Source organism: Actinomadura madurae (assembly GCF_900115095.1).
In the GTDB taxonomy this organism is placed as follows: Bacteria; Actinomycetota; Actinomycetes; order Streptosporangiales; family Streptosporangiaceae; genus Spirillospora; species Spirillospora madurae.
Genome location: NZ_FOVH01000009.1, coordinates 173,836 through 186,074 on the forward strand (window position 1 = coordinate 173,836; position 12,239 = coordinate 186,074).

A 12,239-nucleotide genomic window follows, 5' to 3' on the forward strand; every position below is an offset into this window, starting at 1 on the left:
CCAGATCGGTGAACCACCTGACCATTCATTTCCCGCGATGTCGTCGGTGCCCGTGCATGATGCCCGCCAACACCATCACGAGTCCAACCTGGTCTGGCCAGATTCTGGCTTCATCGAACCGTGGGGCGTTCTTCACATCAACACAATTTCGCTTTGACGATTACAACGACCCGTTTTTCCTTTTCTTGGATGGTCCGGCGGCGTCACTGCCCGGCCATGACGTGCACGTGACCGATCCCGGTGGCGGCAGCGGACGATCCAGCGGGCAGCTGCGAACCGAATGGGCGACGCCGCCCTGGCGAACACCGCTCGACGTCAACTCCCGGCGCTCGGCATGGATATTTTCGAGCAACTCGAATCAGAGGTAAAAGCTATTCTAGGAGCTGGTCCGTGGCCTTCGACGTAGCCGGCAGCCGTCTGCGCGAGAAGGCAAGAGCGAATGACCGGGATCGCCGCCCGCCGCCGACCGGTACGCTCACGCGGGCCGGGGGTCGGGGTCGCCGGGGCGGCAGTGCAGGCACGGCCGGTACCCGGCGGCCCGCGCCGCGGCCAGGTCCCGGAACCCGCGGCGGTGCCCGGGGCTGATCCGGCGGGCGTCACCGCAGGTGGGGTAGCACACGATCCCGGTGGTGTCGGACCCGACGAGCCGCACCCCGCGCCGCGCCAGCTCGGCCGCCTCGTCGACGTCGACGTCCTCGGCGCGCAGCAGCCGCTCCTTGGCGCCGGCGCCGAACACGTAGTCGCCGAGCGCGCCGTCCGACCGGGTCACCCGGTGGCACGGGATCAGCAGCGGGACGGGGTTGCGGCCCAGCGCCGACCCGACCGCCCGGACCGCCTTCGGCCGTCCCGCCTGCCGCGCCACCCACGCGTACGGGCGGGTCTGCCCGCGCGGGATCCGCGCCGCGGCGCGCAGCACCGCGGCCTCGAAGTCGCTGAGGCCGCGCAGGTCCAGCCGCAGCCCGCCGAGCCGCCCGGTGCGCAGTGCCGGGACCAGCCCGGCCGGCGGGCGGGCGGCGGGCAGCAGCGGCCGCGCGAACCGGGCCCGGAACGCCGCCGCGAACTCCTGCTCGTCCATCCCGGCGCGCAGGTAGGCGACGCCGTGGTCGGTGAAGGCGACCTGCAGGCCCTCCAGGGGCCCGGGGACGTGGACGCGGCGGGCGGCGATGCGGTCCAGCAGCGCGGGAGGCGCGTCGGCGGCCAGCGCCGCCAGCTCCCGGGCGAGATCGCGGTCGGGCTCGGCGCCGGCCGGGCCGCCGGCGGGATCGGTGCGGGTCATCGGATGCCCCCTTTCTGCGGAGGGTCGCTGCGGTGCCGTGCGGCCGGCCCGGATGTGGGCGGCCCGGCGGTGCGGAGCCGGCGGAGGCGGGCCAGGCCGCGGGAGATGTGGGACTTGACGGTTCCCTCGGGCACGTCGAGGATCACCGCGATCTCGGCGACCGGAAGGTCGGTGACGTGCCGCAGGACGACGGCGGCGCGCTGGGACCAGGGAAGTTCGGCCAGCAGCGCGGCCAGCTCCCGGCCGGTCTCGTGCCGCGCCACGGCGTCCTCCACACCCTCGCCCGGGTCCGGCGGGTCCGGGGCGTCCTCGATCGGGCCCGGCGGCGGGCGCCGCGCCGCGGTGCGCAGCCCGTTGCGCCACACGTTGGTCAGGATCGTCAGCAGCCACGCCCGCGGCCGGAGCTCGGCGATCCGGTCCGCCTCGTATCCGGCCAGCGCCCGGTAGGCGCGCAGGAACGCCTCGGCGGACAGGTCCTCGGCCTCGGCCCACCGCCCGCACAGCCGCAGCGCCGTGGAGAACACCGCGCCCCGGTACGCCTCGTACAGGACGGCGAACCCGGCGTCCAGGTCGTCGGCCAGCGCCGCGACGACCTCGCCGGCGGCGCCGTCACCGCCCGCGCCCGGACCGGTACCGGCGCCGGTGTCGGGCGGGGTGTGGGCAAGAGCTTCGTCCGTGACCGTCACATCCGTTCAACACCGCCGTGACCGGCCCGGTTGCAGCCCCGTTGCAGCCCCGGGGTCAGCCGAGCCAGCCGGGGCGGATCATTCCCGTCTCGTAGGCCAGCACCACCAGCTGCGCCCGGTCCCGTGCCCCCAGTTTCGACAGGATACGGCTGACGTGGGTCTTGGCGGTGGCGGGCGACAGCACCAGCCGCCCGGCGATCTCCTCGTTCGACAGCCCGGCCGCGACCAGCTCCAGCACCTCGCGTTCCCGGTCGGTGAGGGAGTTCAGCTCGACGGCCGGGGGCGGCGCGGTGATCCGGGACGCGAACTCGGCGATGAGCCGCCGGGTCACCGTGGGCGCCAGCAGCGCGTCGCCGCGCGCCACCACCCGCACCCCGTGGATCAGCTCGGGCGGTTCGGTGTCCTTCACCAGGAACCCGCTGGCCCCGGCCTTGATCGCGCCGTAGACGTAGTCGTCCAGGTCGAACGTCGTCAAGATCACCACGCGGACGTCGGCGAGGCGCGGGTCGGCGATGATCCGGCGGGTGGCCTCCAGGCCGTCCAGGACGGGCATGCGGATGTCCATCAGGACCACGTCGGGCCGCAGCTCCCGGGCCCGCGCCACCGCCTCCTCGCCGTTCCCGGCCTCGGCGACGATCTCGATGTCGTCCTCGCCCTCCAGGATCGACCGGAACCCCGCCCGCACCAGTGTCTGGTCGTCGGCCAGCATCACCCGGATCACGCCTCGTCCTCCCGCTCGCCAAGTTCCGCGGCGCCGTCCAGCGGCAGCCGCGCCCACACCCGGTATCCGCCCGCCGGGCCCGGCCCGGCGGTCAGCTCCCCGCCCGCGGCGGCCGCCCGCTCGCGCATGCCCCGCAGCCCGTTCCCGCCCTCGGCGGCGGGTCCGGGGCCCGTCCCGTCGTCGTCCACCCGCACGATCACCTCGCCGGGCAGCCGCCGCACCTCGACCGTCACCGACGTCGCGCCCGAATGCCGCACGACGTTGGTCAGCGCCTCCTGCACGATCCGGAAGCCGGCCAGCCCGACCGGCACCGGCAGCCCCGCCAGCGCCTTCAGGGCCTCCTCGCCGGGTCGGGCGAGGTCGCCGACGCGCCGGACCGACAGGCCGGCCGCGGCGGTCCGGTCCAGCAGGTCCCCGATCCGCTCCAGCGACGGCACCGGTGACGGCGGCGGCACCGTCCCCCCATCACCCCGATCGCTTCCATCGACCGCGCCCCCGGCGTCGGGGGCGTCGACCTGCCGCAGCACGCCCAGTACCTCGCGCAGCTCCCGCAGCGTCTCCTTGCTCGCCGCCTTGATCGCCTCCAGCGCCGTGTACGCGCGGTCGGGGTCGTCGCGGCGGTGCAGGGCCGCCCCGGCCTGCACGTTGATCAGCGAGATCTGGTGGGCCAGCACGTCGTGCAGCTCCCGCGCGATCCGCAGCCGCTCGGCGACCGCGCGGCGCCGCGCCTCCTCCTCGCGGTCGCGCTCGGCCTGGGCGGCGCGCCGCAGCGCGGCCTCGGCCATCTCCCGCCGGCTGCGCACGTACTGCCCGAGCCCGACCGCGAGCAGCAGCCCGATCGACAGCGACGCCACGCCGCGCGCGTCCACGATCGCGTCCGGGTCACCGCCGCCGCCCCGGGTCACCGCCACCGTCAGGAACTCGGCGTTGACGACGATGACCGCGCCCAGCGACACCAGCAGCCGGCACTCCACGGCCGCGGTGAACAGCGCCACCCACAGCACCGCGCCGACCGGCCCGTCGGGGTACCCCAGCGGGTAGTACAGCGGCGGCACCACCACCCCGATCAGCAGCACCGCGACCGGATGCCGCCGCCGCCACGCCAGCGCGGCCGCGCCGACGACGATCAGCGCCAGCCCGCCCGGCCACAGCGGGCGGTCCTCGGGTTTGGCGGCCGCGGCGCTCATCGACAGCGTCACCACCAGCACCAGGCCCGCCAGGACCGCGTCGGCCAGGTCGGCCGCGCGGCCGCGCGGCCACCACGTCCGGCCCGGCACGGCGGGCAGGCGTCTGCGGTGTTCCGGGGGCGCTGTCACGGCCCAACCGTATTTCAGGTCGCCGCCCGCGCGCGCCCCGCCCTGATCTTTTCCGGTGCGGCGGCGCCGCACCGGGCCCTGACTTTCGTCAGTAACGCCGCAGATCATCGGCCAGTAGCGTGGACCGCGTGAACGACTCCGCCGCCCCCGGCTCCGTCCCGCCCGCCCGCCGCCCGGCGATCCGCCGGGCGGCGCACGCGCTGACGCACGCGGTGCGAGGTGCGGTGCGGGGTGTGGTGAGAGGTGCGGTGTTCCGGCGGCCCTCCCGCGCGGCCCTGATCAAGGACGCCCTGCTGTTCGGCGCGCTGGCCCTGCCCGTAGTGGCCAACCTGATCTCCCCGCTGGAGCCCGCCTCGGCCTCCTGGTGGGCGCAGGTGGCCGGGCTCGGCGTCCTGGCGGCGGCGATCGCGGTCTGCCGCGCCTGGCCGGCCGCCGCGCTCCTCACCGCCATCGCGCTCATCCTCGTCCACGGCAACTTCGTGTTCGCCATGCCCGTGATGTCTTACCTGGCGGGGCTGCGGACCGCCCGGGCACGGCCGCTGCTGTGGGGGTTCACCGCGGTGTTCGTCGGCGGCTCGCTGCTGTCGGCCGCCCGCGGCATGGACGTCACCACCTGGTTCCCCTCGACGGTGTGGCTGGTCCTGCTGGGCGTCCTGCCCTGGCTGGTGGGCCGCTACTGGCGCCAGTACCAGGAGCTCCTGCGCGCCGGCTGGGAACGCGCCGAGCACCTGGAGAACCAGCAGCGCATCATCGCCGAACGCGAACGGCTCCGCGAACGCGCCCGCATCGCCCAGGACATGCACGACTCCCTCGGCCACGAACTGGCCCTCATCGCCGTCCGCGCCGGCGCCCTGGAGGTCGCGGCCGACCTCGGCGACCGGCACCGCGCGGCCGCCGCCGAACTGCGCACGGGCGCCGCCGACGCCACCGAGCACCTCCGCGAGATCATCGGCGTCCTGCGCGACGACGCCCCCGGCGAGAACCCCGCGGACTCCGGCGGCACCCTCCCGGCCGCGGGCACGGCCGGGGGAGCGCCGGTGCCGCCCGCCCGCGAGAGCATCCCCGAGCTGGTCGCCCGCGCCCGCGCCTCCGGCGTCCCGGTCTCCCTCACCACCACCGGCCCCGCCGGCACCTCCGCGGACGCGCCGCCCGCACCGGCACCGCTCACCTCGCTGACGGCGCACCGCATCGTCCAGGAGGCCATCACCAACGCCGCCAAGCACGCGCCCGGCGCCGCCGTCACCGTGACCCTCGCCCACCGCGACGGCGACCCGGCCACCATCACCGTCACCGTCGCCAACGACCCTCCGCCCGACGGCCCGCCCAGCTGGGGAGCGGGGCTGGCGTCCGGGGGCCGCGGGCTCACCGGCCTCACCGAACGTGCCCGCCTGCTCGGCGGCGTCCTGCACGCCGCCCCCACACCCGGCGGCGGCTTCCAGGTCTCCGCCGACCTCCCCGACACCCCGCACCTCCCCGCGCACCCACCGGCCGACATGGCCGACATGGCCGGTGCGGCCGGACCGACGGGCCGCGACGCCCTGCGCGCCGCCCTCGGCCTCACCCCGCCCGGCCCCAGCTCCTCAAGCCACGCGACCTCCTCAAGCCACGCGGCGCCGGGGGAGCGGGCCTCCGAGGGAGCGTGGGCCTCCGAATCCGCCCGGCACCTGGCCCGCAAACGACGCCAGGCGCGCCGCGGCCTCATCACCGCCATCGCCGTCCCCACCGCCCTCATGGCCTTCCTCGGCGCGCTCATGCTCGGCTACCACGTCTACGCCACCCTCAACTCCGTCCTGCCGCCCGACGACTACGCCGCACTGCGCGTCGGCACCCCCCAGGACCGCGTCGAGGAGGCCCTGCCGCCCAGGGAGACCACCGGCACCGGCGTCGTCCGCGCCGCCGTCCCCGAACCCGCCCGCGCCGACTGCCGCTACTACCGGCCCGACGCCGACCTGCTCGGCACCGGCCGCGTCTACCGCCTGTGCTTCACCGGCGGCCGCCTCACCGCCAAGAACTCCTACGACACCCACCAGCTCAGCGTCCAGAACCGCGACGACCGGGAGGACCAGTGATCCGGGCACTGCTCGCCGACGACGAGGCGATGATCCGCGCGGGCGTCCGCGCGATCCTCACCGCCGACCCCGGCATCGAGGTGGTCGCCGAGGCCGCCGACGGGCACGAGGCCATCGACCTGACCCTGCGGCACCGCCCCGAGGTCACCCTCCTGGACATCCGCATGCCCCGCCTCGACGGCCTCGCCGCGGCCGCCGAGCTGCGCCGCGTCGCCCCCGGCACCGGACTGATCATGCTCACCACCTTCGGCGAGGACGAGTACATCGCCCGCGCCCTGTCCGGCGGCGCCAGCGGCTTCCTGCTCAAGTCCGGCGACCCCCGCGAGCTCATCGCCGGCGTCCGCGCCGTCGCCGGCGGCGCCGCCTACCTGTCCCCGAAGGTCGCCCACCGCGTCATCACCGAGATCGGCGGCGGCCGCCTCGCCGGCGGCGCCCGCGCCCGCCGCCGCACCGCCGCCCTCACCCCCCGGGAACGCGACGTCCTGGCCCTGCTCGGCGCCGGCCTGTCCAACGCCGAGATCGCCGTGCGCCTCCACGTCGTCGAAGGCACCGTCAAGGCCTACGTCAGCGCCATCCTCACCCGCCTGGACGTCCGCAACCGCGTCCAGGCCGCCGTCATCGCCTACGAGGCCGGCCTCGTCGACACCACCGACGAAACCCCCTGACACCCCGCCCCCGCCCCCGAGGTGCGCACAGCGAACGGGCCGCCTCAGGCGATGCCGAAGCACCACCCCGAGGCGGCCCGCACGACCGACCACACGATCCGGTCAGGGGACACGGCCCGGCCCCGACCCCGGACGCGGCGGCACACCGCCCATCACGTCCGGCATCGTCACCGACGCGTCACCCGCCCAGGCCCCGCCCGACGGCGCCGGCTGCGCCATACCGGCCGCACCCATCACCGGCGCCGCACCCCCCGGCGCGACCCCCGCGGGCTGCGGGACCCCGGCCCCGCCGGCCGGACCCGCCGCCACCGGCGAACCCAGCAGCACCGCACCCGCCGCCACACCCCGCAGCGCCTCCACCAAAGGACGTAGCGCCCGCACCAGCACCAGCGCCGCCACCGGCGCCACCACCACGCCCACCAGGAAACCCGCCGCCACGTCATGCGGGTAATGCACGCCCACGAACACCCGCGAGAACGCCATCAGCGCCGCCAGCGGCAGCACCACCGGCGCCATCACCCGCCACGCCACCACGATCGCCGCCGCCGACGCCGCCGCGATCGTCGCGTGGTTGCTCGGGAACGACCAGTCACCCGGCGCCGGGCACGCCGCGATGTGCACCGCCCCCGCCACCGCACGGCACGGCCGCTCCTCCTGGATGAAACTCTTCGACACCTCGCTCACCAGATACGCCGCCACCACAGCGAACGGCGCCGCCAGCGCCAGCCCCATCTCCCGCGCGTCCCGCCCCCGGGCCCGCCACCAGCCCGCCACGAACAGCGCGGCGAACAGCAGCAGCCCCCCGTCGGTCCCCACCTCCGCCGCCGAATGCACCCACGACGGCGTGCCCTCCGCGAACTCGGTGATCTCCCGGTACAGATCAGCGCTGAAATCCGGCGCTCCCATGCTCTCCCTCACGTCCGAAGGCAACCCATGCCCGACATCTTTCAGACACCAGACGGACCGCCGAAGTTCAACCTACGGCCACCCGAACGCAACCCTTTCACCTCAGCGCGGTCACCCGCCGGACAATGGCCCCACCGGATCCGGCTCCCGCGCCCCGTCCTGCGCCCCGCCGGCCCCGTCCACCGGCCCCGCCGCGCCGGCCGCCCCGCGGGCACGCCGGTGCCGCACGTAACGCACGGCCTCCACCACCACCGTCACCGACAGCGCCAGCCCCAGCCCGACCGCCACGCCCTTCACCGGATCGTGCTCGAACGCGACCCCGCCGACATAACCCAGCAGCGCCCCGTACACCGCCCACGACACCGCCGCCACCACCGCGAACAGCGAGAACGACCGCAACCGGTAACCGACCGCGCCCATCGTCACCGTCACCGCGGTCCGCCCGCCCGGCACGTACCGCGCCACCACCAGGATCAGCCCGCCCCGCTCGGCCATCGTCCGCCGCGCCCACCCGAACGCCGCGTCCCGCCGCGACCCCGGCCGCGCCCCCCGCACCAGCCGCCCGCCCGCCCGGCGCCCCACCAGGAACGACACATGATCACCGGTGAACGCGCCCAGCGCCGCCAGCACCACCACCCACCCCAGCCGCGGCTCACCCGACGCCGCGTACACCCCCGCCGTGATCACCAAGCTCTCGCTCGGCACCACGGGGAAGAACCCGTCGATCGCCGCCACCGCGAACAACACCAGGTAGAACCACGGCGACGTCACCGCCGTGTCCACCACACCCATGATCCCGTCCATGGGTCACGACGCTAGGAAAACACCACCGCCCGGCGGATCCCGCGAAAGGCCACCGCCATCCCCGACTTTCGGCAGGGGAGGACACCCCATCCTGCGAACGAAGTACACCCCGATCCTCACCCCGGAGGACGACCCGCCCCCCGAACCCACGCGACCCTGGAAGGAGAACCCCGCCGGCCAGAACCGCCCACCGACAGGAAACCCGCCATGGACCACCCCACCGGAACAGACCACCGGACCGGCGACGACCACGTCCGCGCCTCCGACCAGGACCGCGACCGCACCGTCCAGCAACTCACCGACGCCCTCACCGACGGGGCCCTCGACCCCGCCGAACACGACCGCCGCCTCCACCACGCCCTCACCGCCACCACCCACGGCGACCTCACCCCCCTCACCGCCGACCTGCCCCCCTCGACGACCGCCCGCGACCGCGCCGAAAAGGCCCGCCGCGCCGCCAAGGCCGAAGCCGACCGCCGCGCCTGGAACAACGAATGGGGCTACTGGGCCGGCGGCGCCGTCATCATGACCGCCATCTGGGCCGTCACCTCACTCCGCGCGGGAGAGTGGACGCACTTCTGGCCCGTCGTCCCCCTCGGCATCTGGGCCGCCATCCTCGTCTCCTACGCCATCTGGCCCTCAGACGACTGACCCCCGAAACGGTTCGCGGCCCGGCCCGCCCATCGGCCACAATCCACACATGTGACACACCTGCACATCTTCGACATGGACGGCACCCTCCTGACCGGCACCACCGCCAACCTCGAGATCGCCCGCCACCTCGGAACCCTCCCCGAACTCCACGACCTCGAAGCCCGCTTCGCCGCCGGCACCCTCGACACCCGCGGCTTCTCCACCCGGATCCACCGCCTCTGGCGCCACCTCACCCCCGGCCTCGTCGCCACCGCCTACCGGGCCGCCACCTGGATCACCGGCATCGCCGACGTCTGCGCCGACATCCGCGCCCGCGGCGAGCACTCCGCCGTCATCACCATGTCGCCCGACTTCTTCGCCCGCCACCTCCTCGACCACGGCTTCGACGACGTCATCGCCTCACGCTTCCCCCCCGATGCCCTTCACCGGCACCCTCGACACCGCCGGCATCCTCACCCCCGACGACAAGGTCCGCCTCACCGACGACCTCCTCACCCGCCACGGACTCACCACCGCCCACTGCACCGCCTACGGCGACTCCATGTCCGACGCGCCCCTCTTCCGCCACCTCACCAACACCGTCGCCGTCAACGCCGACCACCACCTCACCGACATCGCCGCACTCGACTACCACGGCACCGACCTCACCGCCGCCTACACCCTCGGCCGCACACTCCAACCCCACTGACCCCCCGGCCCGGGGCGCCCGCTCAACCGCCCCGCTCAGCCGTCGCGCCGGCCCTCCACCGGACCCAGCAGCGGATGCACCCGCATCGCCGCCTCCAACTCACCCGGAAGCTCATCCCGGTACCGGCCCAGCGTCGACAGATCCGCATGCCCCAGCACCCGCCGCACCGCGTCCATGTCCGTCGCCGCCGCCAGCAGATGCGTCGCCGTCGTATGCCGCAGCCCATGCGGCGTCACACTCCGCCGCCGCCCCGGCTCCACCCGCTCCAGCACCCGATCGATCACCCCCTGCACATCCCCCCGCGCCAGCCGCCGCCCCCGCCACGACAACAACAGCGCCTTCGGCTCCCGCCCCCGATCCAGCAGCACCCGCCCCTCCGCCAGATACGCGTCCAGCACCTCCACCACCGGACGCGGCAGCGGCACATCCCGCGTCCGCCCGCCCTTACCGAAGATCCGCCAATACCGCGTCCCCGCGTTGACGAAGAAATCCTCCGCGTTCGCCGCCGTCAGCTCCGACACCCGCGGCCCCACCGCCGCCAGCAACAACACGATCAGCCCGTCCCGCAACTCCGTCCGCTGATCCGCCCGCCGCCGCGCCGCCACCGGCTCCTCCGCCAGACCCCGCGCCGCCCCCAGCAACCCCTCCGCCTGCTCCGCCGTCAACGCACGACGCTCCGCCCGCAACCCGCCCCGCTGCTTCGGCCGCACCGTCACCGCCCGCATCGGATCCAGCTGCACCCACCCCGCCACCACCGCATACCGGAAGAACGCCGACACCGACCGCCGGAACCGCGCCTGCGACGCCGCACTCTGCGCCCCCGCACCCCCCTCCGCCCCCCGGCGCCGCCGCTCGTCCGGCTTCCGCGCGAACCGCAACAGCACCTCATCGACGTCCGCACCCGCCAGATCGTCCAGCACCCGCTCCGGACCCGCCAGCGCCGCGAACGTCACCACATCCCGCGCGTACACCTCCGCCGTCGCCGGCGACAACGCCCCCGTCGACGTCTTCGCACGCACCAGCTCCGCATAACGATCAACGCACTCGGCCACCGACAGACGCTGAACATCGACAGGACGCACCCGCCGGACGCTACCCCCCGCCACCGACAGAACCGCCCTAAAATCAGGGCACGATGATGGACTGGGCACTGTTCGACCAGGTCGGCGAGATCATCCGGGGCTCCACCCCACCCGGCCTCGGGCCCCCGCACGTCCAGGTACGCGGCAACGGCGTCAAGGCCTGGTTCGGCGACCCCGCACCCCAGCGCGAACACTACGAAGCCCAGATCATCTCCGCCGACATCGCCCCCGGCTGCCGCACCCACGCCATCGAGATCGGCTTCCACGCCGAACACCGCGCCGAACCCGACAACCAGGCCGCCCTCACCCGCCTCCTCGCCACCGAACCCGCCTGGCGCGCCGAACTCGGCGACGAACCCCAGGCCGGCGCCTTCCTCGGCCCCACCCCCTGGCGCCGCATCTCCGAAACCTGGCCCGACGCCGACCTCACCACCCCCGACCTGCCCTTCGAGATCGGCGTCCGCCTCGTCGACTACATCCGCGCACTGGAACCGCACCGACGGGTATGACCACGAGCACGGACCACCAGGCAGGGGAGGGGCCCGTGCTCATCGGCACATCAGGATGGAACTACGCCGACTGGCGCGGTGTCCTCTACCCGCCCGGCCTCCCGCAGCGACGCTGGCTGCACCGCTACAGCGAGGTCTTCGACACCGTCGAGAACAACAACGCCTTCTACCGGCTGCCCTCACGCGAAACCTTCGAGCACTGGCGCGACGCCACCCCGCCCGGCTTCGTCATGGCGGTCAAGGCCAGCCGCTACCTCACCCACATGAAACGCCTCAAGGACCCCGAGGAACCCGTCGAACGCCTCATGAACGCCGCCGCCGGCCTCGGCCCCACCCTCGGCCCCGTCCTGCTCCAGCTCCCGCCCACACTGCGCGCCGACCCCGACCGCCTCGCCGCCTGCCTGGACCGCTTCCCCGACGGCGTCCGCGTCGCCGTCGAACCCCGCCACCCCACCTGGTGGACGGACGAGACCCGCCACGTCCTGGAACAACACGGCGCCGCCCTGTGCTGGACCGACCGCCTCGGCCACGCCCAGACGCCTCTCTGGCGCACCACCGGCTGGCTCTACCTGCGCTTCCACGAGGGCTCGGCGGACCCCTGGCCGGACTACGACGACGAGACACTCCAGACCTGGGCCACAGAGATCGGCCGCACGGACGACGCCTACGTCTACTTCAACAACGACCCAGGCGGCGCCGCCGTCCGCAACGCCCTCCGCTTCGCCACCCTCACCGACCAGCACCGCCCCCACGCCACCACGGGGTGAACGGCCGCCAAGCGCCACGTCCACCATGGACCGGCCAGGACCTGTACCCACCGCTTCACGTCGATCACTCTCCGAAGTCACCTCGGATATATCGGT

The 12,239-nt window shown here is 74.4% G+C and carries 14 protein-coding genes and 1 pseudogene; 8 read left to right on the plus strand and 7 right to left on the minus strand.

Annotation, left to right across the window (positions count from 1 at the left end):
* Positions 1-56: 56 nt before the first annotated feature.
* Entirely contained in the window at positions 57-368 is a 312-nt protein-coding gene (locus BM339_RS48880; RefSeq protein WP_143118583.1) for a hypothetical protein, read from the plus strand.
* A 107-nt stretch (positions 369-475) separates the two neighbouring features.
* Here the strand turns inward: BM339_RS48880 and BM339_RS24835 are convergent, their stop codons facing one another.
* The 4 genes from BM339_RS24835 to BM339_RS24850 are packed head-to-tail and all read right to left on the minus strand — an operon-like array spanning position 476 to position 3,999.
* Positions 476-1,276 carry a methylated-DNA--[protein]-cysteine S-methyltransferase gene (locus tag BM339_RS24835; protein ID WP_024936602.1) on the minus strand — a complete coding sequence of 267 codons (801 nt, stop codon included), beginning with the start codon at positions 1,274-1,276 and terminating at the stop codon, positions 476-478.
* Complete coding sequence (locus BM339_RS24840) at positions 1,273-1,962, minus strand: RNA polymerase sigma factor (RefSeq protein ID WP_021600354.1); 690 nt, start codon at positions 1,960-1,962, stop codon at positions 1,273-1,275. The genes BM339_RS24835 and BM339_RS24840 overlap by 4 nt, the downstream gene beginning before the upstream one ends.
* Before the next feature lie 55 nt (positions 1,963-2,017).
* Entirely contained in the window at positions 2,018-2,683 is a 666-nt protein-coding gene (locus tag BM339_RS24845) for a response regulator (protein ID WP_075022378.1), read from the minus strand.
* A complete protein-coding gene (locus BM339_RS24850) occupies positions 2,680-3,999 on the minus strand; it encodes a sensor histidine kinase (protein ID WP_256255443.1) in 1,320 nt (439 codons plus the stop codon). Before BM339_RS24850 ends, BM339_RS24845 begins: the two co-directional genes overlap by 4 nt.
* Before the next feature lie 128 nt (positions 4,000-4,127).
* Here BM339_RS24850 and BM339_RS24855 point away from each other — a divergent pair, with 128 nt between their 5' ends.
* Complete coding sequence (locus tag BM339_RS24855; protein WP_075022380.1) at positions 4,128-6,068, plus strand: sensor histidine kinase; 1,941 nt, start codon at positions 4,128-4,130, stop codon at positions 6,066-6,068.
* The gene (locus BM339_RS24860; RefSeq protein WP_075022381.1) at positions 6,065-6,733 is read left to right on the plus strand and encodes a response regulator transcription factor; all 669 of its coding nucleotides are present in this window, start codon (positions 6,065-6,067) and stop codon (positions 6,731-6,733) included. The genes BM339_RS24855 and BM339_RS24860 overlap by 4 nt, the downstream gene beginning before the upstream one ends.
* Before the next feature lie 102 nt (positions 6,734-6,835).
* On the opposite strand, the gene BM339_RS24865 is transcribed toward BM339_RS24860, so the two are convergent.
* Entirely contained in the window at positions 6,836-7,639 is an 804-nt protein-coding gene (locus BM339_RS24865) for a phosphatase PAP2 family protein (RefSeq protein ID WP_024936606.1), read from the minus strand.
* 111 nt (positions 7,640-7,750) lie between these two features.
* Entirely contained in the window at positions 7,751-8,443 is a 693-nt protein-coding gene (locus tag BM339_RS24870; protein ID WP_021596015.1) for a DedA family protein, read from the minus strand.
* A gap of 207 nt (positions 8,444-8,650) precedes the next feature.
* On the opposite strand from BM339_RS24870, the gene BM339_RS24875 reads away from it, so the two are divergent.
* The 3 genes and pseudogenes from BM339_RS24875 (at position 8,651) to BM339_RS51670 (ending at position 9,785) form a co-directional block, all read left to right on the plus strand.
* Positions 8,651-9,094 (plus strand): DUF1707 SHOCT-like domain-containing protein, encoded by a 444-nt coding sequence (locus BM339_RS24875; protein ID WP_021596014.1) that lies wholly within the window; start codon positions 8,651-8,653, stop codon positions 9,092-9,094.
* 75 nt (positions 9,095-9,169) lie between these two features.
* Positions 9,170-9,454 (plus strand): annotated as a pseudogene (locus tag BM339_RS51665) (HAD family hydrolase); the annotation flags it as partial.
* Positions 9,455-9,512: 58 nt separating this feature from the next.
* A complete protein-coding gene (locus BM339_RS51670) occupies positions 9,513-9,785 on the plus strand; it encodes an HAD family hydrolase (RefSeq protein WP_256255444.1) in 273 nt (90 codons plus the stop codon).
* 35 nt (positions 9,786-9,820) lie between these two features.
* Here the strand turns inward: BM339_RS51670 and BM339_RS24885 are convergent, their stop codons facing one another.
* A complete protein-coding gene (locus BM339_RS24885; RefSeq protein ID WP_075022490.1) occupies positions 9,821-10,867 on the minus strand; it encodes a tyrosine-type recombinase/integrase in 1,047 nt (348 codons plus the stop codon).
* A 53-nt stretch (positions 10,868-10,920) separates the two neighbouring features.
* Here BM339_RS24885 and BM339_RS24890 point away from each other — a divergent pair, with 53 nt between their 5' ends.
* The gene (locus BM339_RS24890) at positions 10,921-11,376 is read left to right on the plus strand and encodes a hypothetical protein (protein ID WP_143118584.1); all 456 of its coding nucleotides are present in this window, start codon (positions 10,921-10,923) and stop codon (positions 11,374-11,376) included.
* Positions 11,373-12,143, plus strand: coding sequence for a DUF72 domain-containing protein (locus tag BM339_RS24895; protein ID WP_075022383.1), 771 nt, complete (start codon positions 11,373-11,375; stop codon positions 12,141-12,143). The genes BM339_RS24890 and BM339_RS24895 overlap by 4 nt, the downstream gene beginning before the upstream one ends.
* The last annotated feature ends 96 nt before the right edge of the window (positions 12,144-12,239 follow it).